Annotated in this window: 15 protein-coding genes, 1 rRNA gene and 1 riboswitch; all 16 genes read right to left on the bottom strand. The window is 54.2% G+C overall.

Features of this window, described 5'->3' with window-relative positions; genetic code table 11:
* Nucleotides 1-32: 32 nt before the first annotated feature.
* The 16 genes from KNP06_RS12495 to rrf all read right to left on the bottom strand — a co-directional run bounded on the left by KNP06_RS12495 (nt 33) and on the right by rrf (nt 17,576).
* Entirely contained in the window at nt 33-1,775 is a 1,743-nt protein-coding gene (locus tag KNP06_RS12495; protein WP_214712303.1) for an adenine deaminase C-terminal domain-containing protein, read from the bottom strand.
* Nucleotides 1,776-1,954: 179 nt separating this feature from the next.
* Nucleotides 1,955-4,240, bottom strand: a complete 2,286-nt coding sequence (locus KNP06_RS12490; protein ID WP_308162319.1) for a putative bifunctional diguanylate cyclase/phosphodiesterase — start codon at nt 4,238-4,240, stop codon at nt 1,955-1,957.
* 99 nt (nt 4,241-4,339) lie between these two features.
* Nucleotides 4,340-5,593 carry a phosphoribosylamine--glycine ligase gene (purD, locus tag KNP06_RS12485; protein WP_214712312.1) on the bottom strand — a complete coding sequence of 418 codons (1,254 nt, stop codon included), beginning with the start codon at nt 5,591-5,593 and terminating at the stop codon, nt 4,340-4,342.
* A gap of 13 nt (nt 5,594-5,606) precedes the next feature.
* Complete coding sequence (gene purH / locus KNP06_RS12480) at nt 5,607-7,127, bottom strand: bifunctional phosphoribosylaminoimidazolecarboxamide formyltransferase/IMP cyclohydrolase (protein WP_214712313.1); 1,521 nt, start codon at nt 7,125-7,127, stop codon at nt 5,607-5,609.
* On the bottom strand, nt 7,124-7,702 hold the full coding sequence (purN, locus tag KNP06_RS12475) for a phosphoribosylglycinamide formyltransferase (protein WP_214712314.1): 579 nt from the start codon (nt 7,700-7,702) through the stop codon (nt 7,124-7,126). The genes purH and purN overlap by 4 nt, the downstream gene beginning before the upstream one ends.
* Complete coding sequence (gene purM, locus KNP06_RS12470) at nt 7,699-8,733, bottom strand: phosphoribosylformylglycinamidine cyclo-ligase (protein WP_214712315.1); 1,035 nt, start codon at nt 8,731-8,733, stop codon at nt 7,699-7,701. Before purM ends, purN begins: the two co-directional genes overlap by 4 nt.
* Nucleotides 8,734-8,745: 12 nt before the next feature.
* Nucleotides 8,746-10,155 (bottom strand): amidophosphoribosyltransferase, encoded by a 1,410-nt coding sequence (purF, locus tag KNP06_RS12465; protein WP_058765678.1) that lies wholly within the window; start codon nt 10,153-10,155, stop codon nt 8,746-8,748.
* Nucleotides 10,131-12,350 carry a phosphoribosylformylglycinamidine synthase subunit PurL gene (gene purL / locus KNP06_RS12460; protein ID WP_214712316.1) on the bottom strand — a complete coding sequence of 740 codons (2,220 nt, stop codon included), beginning with the start codon at nt 12,348-12,350 and terminating at the stop codon, nt 10,131-10,133. Before purL ends, purF begins: the two co-directional genes overlap by 25 nt.
* The gene (gene purQ, locus KNP06_RS12455; RefSeq protein ID WP_214712318.1) at nt 12,334-13,014 is read right to left on the bottom strand and encodes a phosphoribosylformylglycinamidine synthase subunit PurQ; all 681 of its coding nucleotides are present in this window, start codon (nt 13,012-13,014) and stop codon (nt 12,334-12,336) included. The genes purL and purQ overlap by 17 nt, the downstream gene beginning before the upstream one ends.
* A complete protein-coding gene (purS, locus tag KNP06_RS12450; RefSeq protein ID WP_214712324.1) occupies nt 13,011-13,253 on the bottom strand; it encodes a phosphoribosylformylglycinamidine synthase subunit PurS in 243 nt (80 codons plus the stop codon). The genes purQ and purS overlap by 4 nt, the downstream gene beginning before the upstream one ends.
* Nucleotides 13,250-13,954, bottom strand: a complete 705-nt coding sequence (gene purC, locus KNP06_RS12445; protein ID WP_214712326.1) for a phosphoribosylaminoimidazolesuccinocarboxamide synthase — start codon at nt 13,952-13,954, stop codon at nt 13,250-13,252. Before purC ends, purS begins: the two co-directional genes overlap by 4 nt.
* Before the next feature lie 48 nt (nt 13,955-14,002).
* The gene (purB, locus tag KNP06_RS12440) at nt 14,003-15,295 is read right to left on the bottom strand and encodes an adenylosuccinate lyase (protein ID WP_214712328.1); all 1,293 of its coding nucleotides are present in this window, start codon (nt 15,293-15,295) and stop codon (nt 14,003-14,005) included.
* On the bottom strand, nt 15,292-16,386 hold the full coding sequence (gene purK, locus KNP06_RS12435; RefSeq protein ID WP_200881510.1) for a 5-(carboxyamino)imidazole ribonucleotide synthase: 1,095 nt from the start codon (nt 16,384-16,386) through the stop codon (nt 15,292-15,294). The genes purB and purK overlap by 4 nt, the downstream gene beginning before the upstream one ends.
* On the bottom strand, nt 16,386-16,874 hold the full coding sequence (gene purE / locus KNP06_RS12430; RefSeq protein WP_138860030.1) for a 5-(carboxyamino)imidazole ribonucleotide mutase: 489 nt from the start codon (nt 16,872-16,874) through the stop codon (nt 16,386-16,388). Before purE ends, purK begins: the two co-directional genes overlap by 1 nt.
* 69 nt (nt 16,875-16,943) lie before the next feature.
* Nucleotides 16,944-17,045, bottom strand: a riboswitch (purine riboswitch).
* Between the two features lie 140 nt (nt 17,046-17,185).
* Entirely contained in the window at nt 17,186-17,377 is a 192-nt protein-coding gene (locus KNP06_RS12425; protein WP_214712330.1) for an NETI motif-containing protein, read from the bottom strand.
* Nucleotides 17,378-17,460: 83 nt separating this feature from the next.
* A 5S ribosomal RNA gene (gene rrf, locus KNP06_RS12420) occupies nt 17,461-17,576 on the bottom strand.
* Nucleotides 17,577-17,684: the final 108 nt, after the last annotated feature.

The following is a 17,684-nucleotide window of genomic DNA, read 5'->3' as shown; positions in this document are numbered from 1 at the left end:
TTCTAAAGCACGACCGGCTCGGACTCAACTGTTCATCGTAAAATTGCCGGAAATAGTATTTGTTTCTTCATCACTTCGTAAATCCCGAGCGGTGTGGCCCGCACATATGGCAAGTGCGTCGACGCCAAGAACAAGAGCGTATAGATTGGGTCTTCAAACTTATACCCGCGCGTGAGCAGTTCGGACCGCAACACTTCTTCTTGGACGATCAACTGTTCAATCGGCTCCTTCGACGTCATGCCACAGAGCGGGAGCGGAATTTCCGCGATAATCTCACCACGGTTGACGAGGACGATACCGCCGCCGAGCTGTTTCATCCGTTCGAACGCCGTCAGCATGTCTTGTTTGCATTTCCCTAAGATCAAGTAGTCGCCACTAATCGAATACGAGCTGACGAGCCCGCCAAAGTCGTTGGCAAATCCTTTCAGTACCGTGTTGAGGCGCCACTTTCCTTCTTTATCAAGCAACATGAGGAACGACTCGTCCCCGTCACGCGGCAATTCGTCTTGACCGGTGTCGTGCGAGATTTTGAACAGTTTCATGATGACCGAGTTGACCATGTCGAGCCCGACAGGCATGCTGAACGACAGATCGTTCGGCGTCAGTTCGATGTCGACGTCCGTCGACGGCATGAGCGCGAGCGCCGCATCGATGAGCTCGTTCGGGAACAACGATGCCCCGTCCCGGTAAATCCATTGTCCTTTGGCGATGACGGCGGACGGGCGCGGCTCGTCGATCGCATCAAGAATATTGAGATGGGCGATGCGTCCCGGCGCAATCGAACCGAGGACGTGATCGAGCCCGAAGTGTCGCGCCACGTTCAAGGTGACGATGCGGTATGCTTCAATTGGTGGCAAACCCGCCTCAATCATGATCTTGATAAGCGCGTCTTGCAGCCCGTCTTGATAAAATCCTGGCGTCGATCCGTCTGTCGTGACCATCACATGATCGAACGCCTCGAGTCCGGCGTCGAGCAGGCCACGGATGAGTCCCGGAAGGTCAGGACGAATCGAAGAATGACGGAGTGTCGTCGTATAGCCGTGTTCGAGCCGGCAGAGCGCTTCTTCGGCCGTCATCGCTTCATGGTCGCTGTGAACACCCATCAGCGCCATCTTCGTCAACGTCTTCGCCGAGGCACCCGGGAAATGTCCTTCGACCGGGAGCCCGCACGTCTCCGCGTCGAGCATCCACTGCAACATCTCGTCATCGCCTTTCAACGTGCGCGGCCATGCCGTCAATTCACCGGCCATGATGACGTCCGGATGATTGAACCAGTCGTGAATCCGCTCGGAATCGACAAGGACACTGTCCCGGTCGAGCTCGGTCTGTGTATCGAGACGCGCCCACCAATATGTGCTCGTCGGAAGCTGTTGGATCGCATCGAGTTGCGCAAACGCTTGCTCCTTGTTTTGTAAAAAAAGAAGCATGTTGTCATTCACGAGCGTCGTCGTCCCCCGCTCGCCTGCATACTTCGACAGCGTCGCCGGATTATAAAGTTGGAATGGATGCGCATGTGGCTCGATATAGCCAGGCACGATATATTTTCCGGATACGTCCACCGTCTCGACGGCCGCTTTCGGTACATCTGGCCCGACATAGACAATCCGGTCATGCTCGATCCAAATATTTGCTTGTTTCCACTGCTTCACGTACATATTCAAGTACGTGGCATTCGTCAATACGAGCGAAGGTGGCCTGACTTGGCTCACGACTTCTAGTTGTGACCGAATCATCGCTTTAGACCACGGTGCCCGCGCCGATCGTTTTGTTGGCATCGAACCCAATCCTCCCTTAATCGCCTCGCCATTATTATCAGACAATAATTTTGTAAGCGTTTTCTTTCATCTGTTTCAAGTTTACATTTTCTATGAAAGGGTCGCAAGTTATGTTGCTAATTGTAACGGAATTCACATGAAATTCACACAAATAAAGACACCTCCCGCAGGAAGTGTCTTCACCAGTCATACATCGTGACCGTTTTCTTCAAGTAATGCTCAAGTTGTGCCAGCGGAACCGGTTTGCTGTAATGGTAACCTTGGATGAGCGAACTGCTATGTTCGAGCACGAACGCGAGCTGCTCCGGACGCTCCACACCTTCCGTGACGATATCGAGACCGAGTGTATGGAACGTTTGATATAACCCTTCAAGCAAGGCCCGGTCGAACGTGTTCTCGGGAATCCCTTTGACAAAGTTTTGATCGATTTTAATAATATCGAGTTGAAGCGACTGCAAGAACGAGAGCGACGATGTCCCGACACCAAAGTCATCGAGCGAGATTTTGACGCCGATCGCTTTGAGCGCGTGAATGAACTGCTGAAGCTCATACAGATTCCCGCCGACCTCACTCTCGGTGATTTCGACATGAAGGCGATGAGGGTCAAATCCCGTTTCGGTCAGCACGTGTTCCAATGAAGCTAAAAACGACCCGTCGGCGATTTGGCGTTTCGATACGTTGATCGAGAGGAACAAGTGATGTCGTTCCACATGATCCTTCATCTCCGTGACTGCCTGTACGAGCACCCAGCGTCCCAAGTCCGAGATAAGGCCGAGCTGCTCGGCGACTGGGATGAACAGGCCAGGGGAAATCTGACCTTTGCCCGGATGATTCCAGCGAATGAGCGCCTCGACTCCCCGTACTGCAAACGGCCGTGGCGATACGATCGGCTGATAATACAGTTCAAACTCATCATGTTCGAGCGCATGGCGCAAATCGCGTTCCACCTCGAGCGTCTGCAAATAATGGCTCCCGTCCTCGATTTCTTGGAACGTCAAGACACGGTTCTTCCCTGACAGTTTCGCTTCGTGAATGACCACGTCGAGCCGCCCCATCATGACCTCATACGTGTGTTGCGGCTCGGCATAGGTGAACACATCGATGCCGATTGTCGCCGCCATCCCTTTCACACCGTTGACATGGGCCCAGTCCTTCAAGTCTTTCGTCAAGTGCCGGGCGACCGGTTGGAGCTGGTCAAGTGTCCAGCCCGGATGGACGAGCATGAACTCATCGGCACCGATGCGAGCGACGAACCCGTCTTCTTTATAGAAGTTGAGCCGTGAGGCGAGATAGATGAGAACAGAATCACCCGTCCGATGTCCGTATTGGTCGTTGATTCGTCGGAAGTCATCCAAATCCAATCCGAGCACTCCGATCCGTTCCTGCTTTCCACGCACGGTCGAGAAATAATCTTCTAGCGCGAGCCGGTTCGGAAGAAGCGTCAATGCGTCTCGGAACGCCCGGTCGATCACTTCGGCGCGCGTATCTTCGAGTGCCGCGAGCACCTCGTTCATACTCGTCGCCATCTGTTCGATTTCGTCGTGGCTGTGCGCGTCCCGACTGAGGCGGAGTCGGCTGTCCCGCTCTAGTGTGATGATCTTCAACCCACTCACGATCTCCATCAGCCGCCGAATCACGACCCGGTGAATCGTCCATAACAAAGAGAAGAACAGACCGAACCCGAGGATGACGAGCGCGAGCATGCCGAGCCGCAACATCGTGACCGTATTTTCGTAGTGCGTTTGCGCGACGGTGAACCCGACTTCATAATCGGATTGCTGAAACACCGTGTCGAGTGGGATCACCACATCGGTCCCGTCCGTCCCGCTCTTGATGATTGTCTCTTCTCGACGAACCGGCTGAATCGTCAATGGTATCTTCGTTTGGGCACTTATATCTGCCATGACCGTCGAATCGACGAACTCGAGCATGATGAGCGTTCCTTGTCGTGGTCCACTACTGTCACTTCGTAGAATCGGATGGCTGACATATAACATCGGGCCAAAATCACTCGCGTATATGCCGTTCTGTGCATCGCTCCGATTGGTCGTGCGAGAGGTGACCGCCTTGATGAGCGCTTGTTGTTCGGCTGTCGATAACGTCGTCCCCGATGAACGAAACGCCGAGTAGAACGCTTCTCCGTCCCGATTCAAATAGACGATTGCGTTGACGCTCAAGTTCTCGAGCGATTCCTCGCTAATGTTACTTTGAACATAGGAGGCGTTCCGTTTTTGCACGAACGTATACGTGTCATTCCAGACGGCCCAATCGACGAGTGTGCGCTCAAGCGTATGCTTCCGATTGGCGAGCGTCTCTGACACGCTCGCGACTTGACTCTCGACCGTCTGCCGATCTTGTTCCATGCTCTTCTCGATGAAATAAGGACGGACCCCAAAAAAGATGACTCCGACAAATACGACTATATTCACGGCCACCGCAATCATGAGCTTCGTCCGAATGCGCACGTCGACCACCTTCTTCCTTCAATCTACTTCATTATTGTAGAGCAGGAAGTGGGGATTCCCTTCTTTTCGCATGAAAAAAAGGACGGGTTGACCCATCCTTTAAAAAATCCGTGCCAACGCGCGTCCGCCGATGTCTCGACGGTAGAACGTCTGTGGCAAATCAAGTTGTTCGAGTGCCGCATAGACGGCATGTTTCGCTTCGAACAAAGTCGGTTTCGTCGACGTGAGCACGAACAAGCGTCCTCCGTTGCCGACAATGTCCGCCCCGTCACGGGTCGTGCCCGCATGGAATACGAGCACATCGTCTCGTAAGTCACCGAAGCCTGACAATACCTGTCCGGTCGTCGCTCGCTCCGGATATCCTTCTGCCGCGACGACGACTCCAATCGTATAGCCGTCCACCCATTCAATCGGATACGGTTTTTGGTCCACGACCGCCTCAATGACGTCGAGGAGCGGGGATGCCAAGTTCGGGAGAATGACCTCGGTCTCGGGATCGCCGAACCGTGCATTGAACTCGATCACTTTCGGACCATCCGCCGTCAAGATGAGGCCCGCATACAAGAACCCTTCGAACGGTGTACCCCGCTCGACCATCGTCCGCGCCAGCGGGAAGAGGACGCGTTCGACGGCTTCCTTATACACAACATCATCCAAGTGAGGCATCGGACTGTAGGCGCCCATGCCGCCCGTGTTCGGTCCTGCGTCTCCGTCATAGGCACGCTTATGATCTTGTGACGTGATCATCGGGATAACGTGCTCCCCAGAGACGAACGCCATGAGCGAAAACTCTTCTCCATCCAAAAACTCTTCGATGACGACACGTGATTGGTCCCCGAACTTATCGGTATCGAAAATGTCATGGATGGCTGCTCTCGCCTCTTCAAGTGTGAACGCGACGGTCACCCCTTTACCGGCGGCGAGTCCGTCCGCTTTGACGACGAGCGGTGCTTCGAGTTGATCGATATGTCGGAGCGCTGACTCGGCGTCGGTGAACGTGTCGTACCCTGCGGTCGGGATATTGGCTTCGCGCATCACTTCTTTCGCGAACGCTTTACTGCCTTCAAGCAACGCCGCCGCCTTCGTCGGTCCGAAGATTTTTTGTCCTTGAGCTTGAAACACATCGACGACACCGGCCATGAGGGCCGACTCTGGACCAACGATCGTCCAGTCAACCGCCTCGCTTTTCGCAAACTCGACGAGGTCAGAGACATCTGTCTCTTCGATTGGTACACACGTCACGTCGCCCATATTAAGATTACCCGGAGCGACGAACACCTCATGTCCGTCTTGTCTCAACTTCCAAGCGAGCGCGTGCTCACGCCCGCCGCGTCCAATGACGAGTACATTCATCTTATCGCTCCTCTCAATGTTTGAAGTGTCGAACTGACGTGAACACCATCGTGATGCCGTGACGGTTCGCCGCTTCAATCGACTCCTCGTCACGAATTGATCCGCCTGGTTGAATGATGGCCGTGATCCCGGCTGCGGCTGCGGCTTCGACCGTGTCCCCCATCGGGAAGAATGCATCGCTACCGAGCGCGGCACCCGTAGCACGTTCACCTGCTTGTTCGAAAGCGATTTTCGCCGCGCCGACGCGGTTCATCTGTCCCGCTCCGATGCCGATTGTCGTCTCGTCTTTGGCGACGACGATGGCGTTTGATTTCACGTGTTTAACGACACGCCACGCAAGTTTCAAGTCTTCCCATTCAGACGCCGTCGGGCGACGGTCGGTCACAATTTGGCATGACGCATCATCGAGTGTGACGTCGTCCCCATCTTGTACGAGGAGACCACCCGCGACGGCTGTCAAGCGCATCCCTGTCATCTGGCCCATATCAAGCGTCAATAACCGAAGATTCTTTTTCTCTTTCAATCGGTCAAGTGCTGCCTCACTAAAGGATGGCGCGATGATGATTTCTAGGAAGATGTTACGGAGGGCCTCTGCCGTCTCCACATCGACTTCACGGTTCAAGGCGACGATGCCACCGAAAATCGAGACCGGATCGGCCGCATGGGCTCTTGAGAACGCTTGGCTGATTGTCTGTCCGACAGCGACACCACATGGGTTCATATGTTTGACGACGACCGCTGCCGGCTCCGTCAATTCGCTGAGCGCCTCGAGCGCCGCATTCGTATCTTGGATATTGTTATATGAGAGTTCTTTGCCATGGAGCTGCTCCGCGTTCGCGAGCGTCATCCCGTGATAGAGCGGCGTCTTATAAAACGCTGCCTGCTGGTGCGGGTTTTCCCCGTAACGGAGGTCTTGTACTTTCTCATACGTGACCGTGAGCTGTTCCGGGAACGTCTCGCCGAGCTGCTGACCTAAATAGTCGGCAATCAAGGCGTCATACGCCGCCGTGTGACGGAACGCTTTTGTGGCAAGACGTTGACGTGTTTCGAACGTCGTCCCGCCGGCACGAACCGCTTCGGCCACATGACCGTAGTCGGCCGGGTCGACGACGACCGTCACGCTGGCATGGTTTTTCGCGGCCGAACGCAGCATGCTCGGTCCGCCGATATCGATATTCTCAATCGCTTCATCATACGTCGCGTTCTCTTTCGCAATCGTTTCTTTGAACGGGTACAAGTTGACGACGACATAGTCGATTGGCTCGATGTCGTGGTCTTTCATCTGTTCGACGTGCGAATCTAAATCGCGGCGTCCGAGAAGTCCGCCATGTACGAGCGGATGGAGCGTCTTCACGCGACCGTCGAGCATCTCTGGGAACGATGTCACTTCCGAGATATTTTTTACGGGAAGACCGGCCGCGATGAGCGCCGCTTCCGTCCCGCCTGTCGAAATGAGTTCGATGCCCGCTTCATGCAACGCCTGCGCGAGCTCGACGATTCCTGTTTTATCTGACACACTCAGTAATGCTCTCACTTGAAAACCTCCTGTTGGATAAACACTTGTTGTAGTACGTGCGGATAGAGCTGATGCTCGACCGCTTGGATGCGTCTTGCCGCTTCGGCCGCATCACAGCCTGCGATGGCGACGTCTTGTTGGGCGATGATTGGTCCCGTATCCATCCCGGCATCGACGTAATGAACGGTGACACCGCTCGTCGGCACGTTCGCCGCGAGCGCCTGACCGATGGCGTCTTTTCCAGGGAACGCCGGTAAGAGCGACGGATGGATGTTGATAATACGGTTCGGATATGCTGACAGCAATACGTCCCCAATCAACCGCATATACCCGGCCAAGACGATATAGTCGGCGCCGAGCGTCTGTAACAAGACGAGAATCTCTTGTTCGAATTCCGCTTTTGACGCATATGCCTTCGGTTCGAACGAGAAGCTCGCGATGTTGAACCGATTCGCCCGCTCGAGTACTTTCGCTTCTGGTTTGTCCGTGACGAGCAGGACACATTCCCCTGACAAGTCGCCTCGGTCGATGGCTTGCCAAATCGCTTCGGCGTTGCTACCGGACCCGGAGGCGAAGATGGCAAACTTTTTCACTGGTCGACCCCCATGATGCGGACGCCCGGTTTGGAATCAACTTTCCCGATACGGTGCGACGTCTCTCCAGCGCGTTCGAGTGCGGCTTCGACGACTTCGACATCTTCAGGCCGGACCGTGATCATGAAGCCGATGCCCATATTGAATACGTTGAACATCTCTTGTTTCGAGACGTGCCCGACTTGCTCGAGCCAGTCGAACACCGGCAGGCTCGGCCAATTCGAGGCATCGAATGTGACACCGAGGCCTTCCGGCAGCATGCGTGGCACGTTCTCGTAAAAACCGCCGCCCGTGATGTGGGCCATGCCTTGGACACGCCCCGTCGCGATGGCCGCTTTCGCAGCCTCGGAATAGATGCGTGTCGGCAACAAAAGGGCGTTCCCGAGCGTCGTATCGAGCATGGCGATCTCATCAGTGTAGGCGAGCCCTTGCGACTCGACGATATGGCGGACGAGCGAGAATCCGTTCGAATGGACACCTGATGATGCTAAACCTAGGACGATGTCCCCCGCTTCGATTGTCCGTCCATCGATCAGTGCTTCCTTCTCGACGACACCGACGGCGAATCCAGCGATATCGTACTCGCCGTCCGGATACATACCCGGCATCTCGGCCGTCTCGCCTCCGACGAGGGCACAGCCCGCTTGGACGCAACCTTCGGCGACCCCTGCGACGATGCGCTCAAGTTTGGCCGGTTCTGCCTTGCCGGTCGCGATATAGTCTAAGAAATAAAGCGGTTCGGCCCCGTGGACGAGACAGTCGTTGACACACATCGCCACACAGTCAATTCCAATCGTATCATGTTGGTCGAGCGCGAACGCGAGTTTGAGTTTCGTGCCGACCCCATCCGTTCCGCTGACGAGAATCGGATGTTTCAACTGCATCGAGCCAAGGTCGATCATCGCCCCGAAACTGCCGAGCCCGGTCATCACTTCTGGACGCATCGTCCGTGCAACGTGACGCTTCATGCGTGATACTGCTTCATAGCCTGCTTCTAAATTCACACCCGCTTGTTCATATCTTAAACTCATCGTCAGTCCCCCTCAAGCTTTTGTCTCTGTTACAAGTTCCGCCAGTTCAGTTGGATAAAGTCCGGTGAAGCAAGCGGCACACTGCCCGCGCAAGTTCCCTTCGAACGGTCGGTCGATCGCTTCGACCGTTCCGTCCAATGTGAGGAACGCCAGTGAATCGGCCCCAATCTCTTCTTTAATCTCTTCGATGGATTTGGTGGCCGCAATCAACTCTTCCTTTGATGATGTATCGATGCCGTAATAGCACGGATGCTTGATTGGTGGTGACGTGATGCGAACATGCACCTCGGTCGCCCCGGCTTCACGGAGCAACTTGACGATGCGTCTGCTCGTCGTACCGCGGACGATCGAATCGTCGACCATGATGACCCGTTTTCCGTTCACGACGCCTCGAAGCGCCGACAGCTTCATCTTGACACCGCGCTCCCGTAGTTCTTGCGACGGCTGAATGAACGTCCGGCCAACATAGCGGTTTTTAATGAGTCCCATCTCGTACGGAATCCCGCTCGCCTCGGCGTAACCGATGGCCGCCGAAATGCTCGAGTCCGGGACGCCGGTGACGACGTCCGCTTCGACCGGTGCCTCGTCGAACATCTTCTTCCCCATCGCCTTACGGGCCGTATGCACGTTGACGCCATCGATGATCGAGTCCGGCCGCGAGAAGTAGATGTATTCCATTGAACACATCGCGCGGACCGATGCCTCGCTGTACCGCTCCGACACGATCCCGTCTTGCGTGATCATGAGGAGTTCCCCTGGCTCGACATCGCGTACGTACGTCGCCCCCACGACGTCAAACGCACATGTCTCTGAGGCGAATACGTAGGCTCCGTCCTCGGTCTGGCCGAGCGAGAGCGGGCGCAAGCCGTGAACGTCGACGCCGACGTAGAGCGCGTCTTCCGTCAAGAAGAGGAAGGCGAATGCGCCGACGAGACGGGCCAAGCTATCTGCAATCCGCTCTTTCATCGAGTTGCCGCGGCTTCGTTTAATCAAGTGGGCGACGACTTCCGTATCGGACGTCGTCTGAAAAATCGCACCTTCCGCTTCGAGCATATGTTTCAACTCGTTGGCGTTGACGAGGTTACCGTTATGCGCCATCGCCAAGTCGCCCGTAAGCGACTTGAAGTGGAGCGGTTGGACGTTCTCGAGCGTGTTGCCGCCTGCCGTCGAATAACGGACATGACCGATGGCGTGATGCCCGGTCAATGCGTCGAGCGACGGTTCGTCGAACACTTCAGCGACGAGGCCGAGCCCGCGTTTGGCGTGCAAGCGCTCGCCGTCAGCCGTGACGATGCCTGTCCCTTCTTGTCCCCGGTGTTGCAGGCTGTGGAGGCCGTAGTAGGCGAGGTGTGACGCTTCGTGGTGATTAAAAACCCCGAATACCCCGCACTCCTCGTTCATGCCTCGGATGTCATATAACATGGAATAGCTCCTTCCCATACCCGTTCAAGTTCCGTGACATCCATTTCGATGAGGCGGTCGCTCGCACGGACAGTCAATTGTGGCGTGTCCGTCACCTGTCCGATGCGTGTCGCCTTCGTCAACTTCGCGAACGCATCAGCCTGATGTGGCGCGACTGTGACGAGGAACCGTGACTGTGATTCGCTGAAAAGTGTCGTCACGAGATCTGCGTCGACTGTGACATCTGCGCCGAAGCCCGTGCCGAACACGAGCTCAGGGAGTGCCGCGGCGAGTCCGCCTTCCGATACGTCGTGGGCCGCTGTGACAAGACATTCCCGAATCGCCGTAAGCAATACTTGTTGCTGACGGCTCTCTGTCTCGAGGTCAAGCATCGGCGCCTGTCCGCTCACTTTACCGTCTTGCAACATTTGGAGCGCACTACCGCCGAATTCTGGTTTCGTCTCCCCGAGTAGGAAGATGATGTCGCCTGCTGCTTTCGCGAACGACGTCGTGATATGTTCCGGCTTGTCAATCAAGCCGACCATGCCGACGACCGGCGTCGGATAAATCGCCGTCCCGTTCGACTCATTGTAAAGCGAGACGTTTCCACCGATGACCGGTGTATCGAGGGCACGGCACGCTTCGGCCATCCCTTCGACAGCTTGGTCGAGCTGCCAGAAGCCTTCTGGTTTGTCCGGGCTACCGAAGTTCAAGCAGTCGGTGAGAGCGAGTGGTGTGGCGCCGCTGGCGACGATGTTGCGCGCTGCCTCTGCGACCGCAATCGCACCACCGACACGTGGGTCGAGGTACACGTACTTGGCGTTGCAGTCCGTCGTCATCGCGAGTGCTTTGTCTGTATCGCGAATCCGGATGACAGCCGCATCACTTCCTGGCGCGACGACAGTTGACGTTTGGACCATATGGTCGTATTGCTCATACACCCAACGTTTCGAGGCAATCGTCGGCATGGCGAGCACGTCTTTCCATGTCGTGAGTACGTCCGTGACGACCGGTTGGACCGGTGCCATCGCTTGGAACGTCTCATAGTATGCCGGTACTTTTGACGGCTTATGGTAGACCGGTGCGTCTTCTGCGAGCGCGTCGACTGGTACTTCGGCTGCGACTTCCCCGTGATGGAGCAGACGGAGCACTTTGTCTTCGATGACTTCACCGACTTTGATCGCATGAAGTCCCCACTTCGTGACGATCGCTTCGATCTCATCTTCATGTCCTGCCTTGACGACGAGAAGCATCCGCTCTTGTGACTCCGACAACATCATCTCGTAAGGCGTCATGTCAGCCTCGCGTTGTGGGACGAGGTCGAGGTTCATCTCGATGCCCATGCCTGCCTTCGATGCCATTTCGGCCGAAGACGACGTGAGACCAGCCGCTCCCATGTCTTGGATCCCGACGAGGGCCGGGTGCTTGATGACTTCCAAACACGCCTCAATCAACAGTTTCTCCATGAACGGGTCACCGACTTGGACGGCCGGGCGTTTTTCGTCCGCGTCCTCACCGAGTTCTTCCGAGGCGAACGTCGCTCCGTGAATGCCGTCGCGTCCTGTCGTCGCCCCGACATACATCACTGAGTTACCGACGCCTTCGGCAATCCCTTTTTGAATGTCTTCATGGCGGATGAGCCCGACACACATCGCGTTGACGAGCGGGTTACCCGCATAGGCCGGATCAAACGCGACTTCCCCACCTACCGTCGGGATACCGACGCAGTTGCCGTATCCGGCGATGCCTGAGACGACATGACCGAAGAGATGTTTCACACGTGATTCGTTCAAATCTCCGAAGCGGAGCGAGTTAAGGAGTGCGACCGGTCGCGCGCCCATCGAGAAGATGTCACGGATAATCCCGCCGACACCTGTCGCCGCACCTTGGTACGGCTCAATCGCCGACGGATGGTTATGGCTCTCGATTTTGAAAGCGACGGCCTGGCCATCGCCGATATCGACGATGCCAGCACCTTCCCCAGGTCCTTGAAGGACGTGTTTCCCAGTGGTCGGGAATTTCCGGAGGACAGGCTTCGAGTTTTTGTACGAACAGTGTTCAGACCACATGACCGAGAATAACCCAATCTCGGTGTAGTTCGGCTCACGACCGAGCAGTGAGACGACGAGCGCGTATTCCTCATCGGTCAATCCCATCGTGGCGTAAAGTCGCTCTTCACGGATGTGTGTTGCTGTCGGTTCAGTTGTAAGTAGCATGTCGAGTCCCCCATTTCACCATCGAAGTGAATAATCGTTTGCCGTCTTCCCCGCCGAGCAATGCTTCGACCGCTCGCTCCGGGTGCGGCATCATTCCGAGTACGTTGCCTTGTGCGTTCGTGATTCCTGCGATATTCGCGACCGATCCATTCGGGTTGTCGGTATATGTGAAGGCGATCTGCCCATTGCTACGAAGCGTCTCAAGCGTCGCCTCGTCACAGTAGTAGTTGCCTTCCCCGTGCGCGATTGGGACTTGGATCGTTTCCCCGAGTGCATAATCGTTCGTGAACATCGTCTCGTTCGTCTCGACTTTCAATTCGACCGTCTTGCACATGAACTTCAAGTCACGGTTGCGCATCAACACACCCGGGAGAAGCCCTGCTTCGACGAGCACTTGGAATCCATTACAGACGCCGAGCACCGGACGCCCTTCTTCGGCGAACCGCTTCACTTCGTTCATGATTGGCGAGAACTGGGCGATGGCACCACAGCGCAAGTAATCCCCATATGAGAATCCGCCTGGCAGTAACACACCGTCGTAACCGTCAAGCGACGTTTCCGTATGGAACACATAGTCCGCTTCTTCGCCGAGGACATCTTTTACAGCGTGATACATGTCGAGGTCACAGTTTGATCCCGGGAAGACGATGACAGCGAATTTCATGCGAGTACCCCCATCTCGATCCGATAGTTCTCGATGACCGTGTTGACGAGCAACTTCTCACACATGTCACGCACCATCGCTTCGGTCGTCTCATCGGCGACTTGAAGCTCGATGACTTTCCCGATGCGTACCGACTCTACCCTTGCAAAACCGAGATGTTCGAGCCCACCTTTTACGGCGACGCCTTGTGGATCCAGTACACTTTCACGTAATGTCACGTACACGTTTACTTTTTTCATCGGTCCATTCCCCCTATGCGTGTTAACAGTTGGCTGTATGTGTCTGTCAGAGATCCAAGGTCTCTGCGGAAAACGTCTTTATCGAGCTTTTGTTTCGTCTCTTTGTCCCAAAGCCGGCACGTGTCTGGTGAGATTTCATCGGCAAGGATGATCGTGCCATCGACTTTACCGAACTCAAGTTTGAAATCGATTAAATCGATGCCGTGTTCGTTGAAGAAGTCGAGTAACACAACGTTGACCCATAGGCCGAGTTGTCGCAATGTTTCGACTTCTTTGTGTGTGGCGACTTTCAGTAAACGGATATGGTCCTCTGTTAAAAGTGGATCTCCGAGTGCGTCATCTTTATAGTAGAACTCGACGATTGGTGACAGGAGCGGTGTCCCTTCTTCCCAACCGAGTCGTTTGGCAAGGCTTCCGGCGGCGACGTTGCGAACGACGACCTCGAGCGGAATGATGTCGACACGGCGCACGAGCTGCTCGCGATCCGATAGTCGCTTAATGAAATGCGTCGGAATCTTGTTATCGTGCATGAGTTCGAACAAGCGTGTCGTGATAGCATTGTTTAACACGCCTTTGCCGGCGATTGATTCTTTCTTCTCCCCGTTAAATGCTGTCGCGTCGTCTTTATAATAAACGCGGAGCACACCCTGTTCTTCAGTCTCAAATAACGCTTTCGCTTTACCTTCGTAAATTGCTTCCATCTGTATCGTCCCCCTTAAAAGTGAGAGGGGCATGACGCCCCTCAACGATCACAAACCACAGCGTTCAAAAATGACATCGACACGGCGCACGTGATGGCTCGGGTCGAATAGGTCGTCGAGCTCGTCACTCGTAAAGAGCGCGCCCATCTCGGCGTCTCGTTCAATCAAAGTGCGGAACATCGTTTCTTCTTCCCACGCCTGCATCGCCTTCGGTTGAACGGCGTCATACGCTGCTTCGCGCGACCATCCTTTTTCGATCAAGGCTAGCAAGATGCGTTGGGAGAAGATGATGCCAAACGTCCGATCCATGTTCCGACGCATATTGTCCGGGAAGACCGTCAAGTTCTTCACGATATTGCCAAAGCGGTTCAACATGTAGTTGAGGAGACTCGTCGCATCCGGAAGAATGATCCGTTCGGCTGAAGAGTGTGAGATGTCACGTTCATGCCAGAGTGGGACGTTCTCATACGCCGTCACCATATGACCGCGAATGACACGGGCCAGGCCGGTCATGTTCTCTGAACCGATTGGGTTGCGTTTATGCGGCATCGCTGACGACCCTTTTTGTCCTTTGGCGAAGAATTCTTCGACCTCACGTGTCTCTGTCTTTTGGAGGCCACGAATCTCTGTCGCCATCTTCTCGATTGATGTGGCAATCAATGCGAGTGTCGACATGTATTCGGCGTGACGGTCACGTTGTAACGTCTGTGTCGAAATCGGTGCCGCTTGAATCCCTAATTTGTCACATACATACGACTCGATGAACGGATCGATGTTTGCGAACGTGCCGACCGCACCACTCATCTTGCCGAACTCAATCGTCTCACGGGCTGCCATGAACCGCTTCTTGTTTCGCTTCATTTCTTCGTACCAAAGGGCGAGTTTCAATCCGAACGTCGTCGGTTCTGCGTGAACACCGTGTGTACGGCCCATCATGATGTCATACTTATGTGCTTTCGCTTTCTCAGCGAGGATCTCGATGAAGCGGTCGATGTCAGCTTCTAAAATATCGTTTGCTTGCTTAATCAAGTACGATAAGGCCGTATCGACGACGTCTGTCGAAGTCAGTCCGTAATGCACCCACTTCTTCTCTTCTCCAAGCGTCTCTGAGACGGCACGTGTGAAGGCGATAACGTCATGGCGCGTCTCTTGCTCGATCTCCAAGATGCGTTCGACATCAAACGATGCTTTGTCCCACAGGACCGCGACATCTTCTTTTGGAATGACGCCTAGCTCGCTCCACGCCTCACATGCGTAAAGTTCTACTTGAAGCCATGCCTCAAATTTGTTTTGGTCTGTCCAAATCGCCGCCATCTCGGGACGGGTATAACGTGAAATCATAAAACGGTCTCCTTCCAGATTGCCAATTGTTCGATGGTCTGAAGCGCTTCTTCGACGGAATCGGCGAGCACGTTCAAGTGCCCCATCTTCCGACCAGTCTTCGCTTCTTCTTTTCCATACAAATGTAGTTTAACATTCGACGGTAACGTTTGCGGATTCAGCTCATCCATATGTTCGCCTAACAGGTTAACCATCACGACCGGGGTGTGGAGTGTCGTACGACCGAGCTTCATACCAGTGATTGCCCGTACATGTTGCTCGAACTGGGACGTCTCACAGGCGTCAATCGTGTAATGCCCTGAATTGTGGGGACGGGGAGCAAGTTCATTCACATACAAGGAACCATCCTCCATGATGAACAGTTCAACCGCAAGCGTTCCAATCAATCCGATGTGGTCAGCGAGTTGAAGGGCCAAATGCCGAGCCTCTTCCAAAATGTCTTGTTCCACTCGTGCTGGCACTATCGATAAGTGTAAAATATTTTGATGATGAATATTCTCGCTGATCGGGAACGTTGTCGTCGCGTGAGCCCCTCTCGTTACGATGACCGAAATTTCTTTTTTAAAAGGCAGCCAAGCTTCGGCCACGTACTCCGTCTCTTCGAACTGATCCGTAAATGTGCGAACATCTTGCTCCGTCCGCAAGACCGTTTGGCCTTTTCCGTCATATCCGAATCGGCACGTCTTGATGACGAATGGGAGGCCTAACACGTCTCTCGCTCGAGTGACGTCTCGGAGGGAACGAACTGGAACATATGGAGCGACGTGAAGGCCCGCACCTTCAATCATTTGCTTCTCATAGAGCCGATGCTGTGTCGCCTTTAAGACATCCATCCCTTGCGGACACTTGTCAGCGATAGCTTCAATCATCGCTGTGTCGATATTTTCGAATTCGTATGTGATGACGTCTGAACGCTGAGCGAGTTCACGAGCTGCTGTTACGTCGTCAAATGTAGCCACGATGCTTGGCGCGACTTGAGCGGCCGGCGCGTTTGGGTTTGGATCAAGACTTAGCGTTTCGTATCCCATAGCACTCGCGCTGAGTGACATCATCCGACCTAGCTGGCCTCCGCCTAAAATTCCGATTCTCATCAAATCAGCTCCTCTGTCGCTTTGAGTGCCATATCTCGTTTCACTTGGCGGTAAACCTCGAGACGGTCAATCAATTCAGAAGATTGGAGGCTCAAGATTTGCGCCGCGAGAAGACCTGCGTTCGTCGCCCCAGCTCGACCGATGGCGACGGTTGCGACCGGTACACCTGCAGGCATTTGAACAATCGAGAGCAATGAATCAAGTCCGTTTAACGCCTTCGATTGTACTGGTACCCCGATGACGGGTAATGTGGTCTTTGCAGCGACCATACCTGGTAAGTGAGCTGCGCCTCCCGCTCCTGCGATAATGACCTGTATGCCCCTTGCCCGAGCTCCCTCAGCGTAGTCGAACATTAAGTCCGGCGTCCGATGCGCCGAGACAACTTGTTTTTCATATGGAATACTCAACTCTTCAAGGATCTCACAAGCATGGCTCATTGTTTCCCAATCGGAAGAACTACCCATGATCACACCTACTGTTGCCTTCACTTAAATGTCCCCCTTAAAAAAAGAAATCCCTAAACCGAATAACCAGTTTAGGGTATAGACCACGACAAAAAAATGTCGACTATACCCCATAGTCTGATCAGAGTCGGCGATCAGGTAGAAACTTGCGAGCCATTTCCTCGCGATTATATGGAGCACTATTTAATTTGTTCTTAACTCACACGCCTATCGTACCTTGTTCATTCAAAACATGTCAACAAACGGCGAACAATTTAATTGTCTGAATATTCATCGTTCGTCTTTAGGTTCATTAAAACACAAAAAAACCGCCACTCATTCGTGACGGTTTGGCATTATGGTTTGAGAGCAACGCACTCAAATAAAATCGACTGATAGGAATGTACAGGTTCGTCTTTGGTTCCCGTTTGTTCAAAGACAGGCTTCTCAATCCTACGTACCGGGCGATACCCCATTTGAGCAATTCGATTTAAACACTCATCGATTGTCTCGTTTGGCTCGACGTATACTTTGATTTTTTTGGCCATCTGTTCTTCCTCTCTTTCATTTGAATCGCGATATAAATAAAAAAAGCGGCGGCCCTTGAGCGAATGCTCCAGAACCACCGTTTGCCTGGCGACGTCCTATCCTCACAGGGGGAGACCCCCAACTACTTTCGGCGCTGAAGCGCTTAACTTCCGTGTTCGGCATGGGAACGGGTGTGACCACTTCGCCATCGCCACCAGACAAGAGAGATCGTTCTCTCAAAACTGAAGACTCATCAATTCATACAAACCATTAGACTAGATCAAAGCCTCGACCGATTAGTATCATTCAGCTCCACACGTCGCCGTG

Source organism: Exiguobacterium sp. s21 (assembly GCF_018617975.1).
Lineage (GTDB): Bacteria > Bacillota > Bacilli > Exiguobacteriales > Exiguobacteriaceae > Exiguobacterium > Exiguobacterium mexicanum_A.
Note: the sequence above shows the minus strand (reverse complement) of the source record. Positions and strands in the feature narration are given on the sequence as shown.

What these genes read in the sequence shown, in the direction of transcription:
- KNP06_RS12495 (WP_214712303.1), bottom strand. Translation starts at nt 1,775, where the DNA reads ATGCCAACAAAACGATCGGCGCGGGCACCGTGGTCTAAAGCGATGATT.
- purD (WP_214712312.1), bottom strand. Translation starts at nt 5,593, where the DNA reads ATGAATGTACTCGTCATTGGACGCGGCGGGCGTGAGCACGCGCTCGCT.
- purM (WP_214712315.1), bottom strand. Translation starts at nt 8,733, where the DNA reads ATGAGTTTAAGATATGAACAAGCGGGTGTGAATTTAGAAGCAGGCTAT.
- purF (WP_058765678.1), bottom strand. Translation starts at nt 10,155, where the DNA reads ATGTTATATGACATCCGAGGCATGAACGAGGAGTGCGGGGTATTCGGG.
- purL (WP_214712316.1), bottom strand. Translation starts at nt 12,350, where the DNA reads ATGCTACTTACAACTGAACCGACAGCAACACACATCCGTGAAGAGCGA.
- purQ (WP_214712318.1), bottom strand. Translation starts at nt 13,014, where the DNA reads ATGAAATTCGCTGTCATCGTCTTCCCGGGATCAAACTGTGACCTCGAC.
- purS (WP_214712324.1), bottom strand. Translation starts at nt 13,253, where the DNA reads ATGAAAAAAGTAAACGTGTACGTGACATTACGTGAAAGTGTACTGGAT.
- purC (WP_214712326.1), bottom strand. Translation starts at nt 13,954, where the DNA reads ATGGAAGCAATTTACGAAGGTAAAGCGAAAGCGTTATTTGAGACTGAA.
- purB (WP_214712328.1), bottom strand. Translation starts at nt 15,295, where the DNA reads ATGATTTCACGTTATACCCGTCCCGAGATGGCGGCGATTTGGACAGAC.
- purK (WP_200881510.1), bottom strand. Translation starts at nt 16,386, where the DNA reads ATGAGAATCGGAATTTTAGGCGGAGGCCAGCTAGGTCGGATGATGTCA.
- KNP06_RS12425 (WP_214712330.1), bottom strand. Translation starts at nt 17,377, where the DNA reads ATGGCCAAAAAAATCAAAGTATACGTCGAGCCAAACGAGACAATCGAT.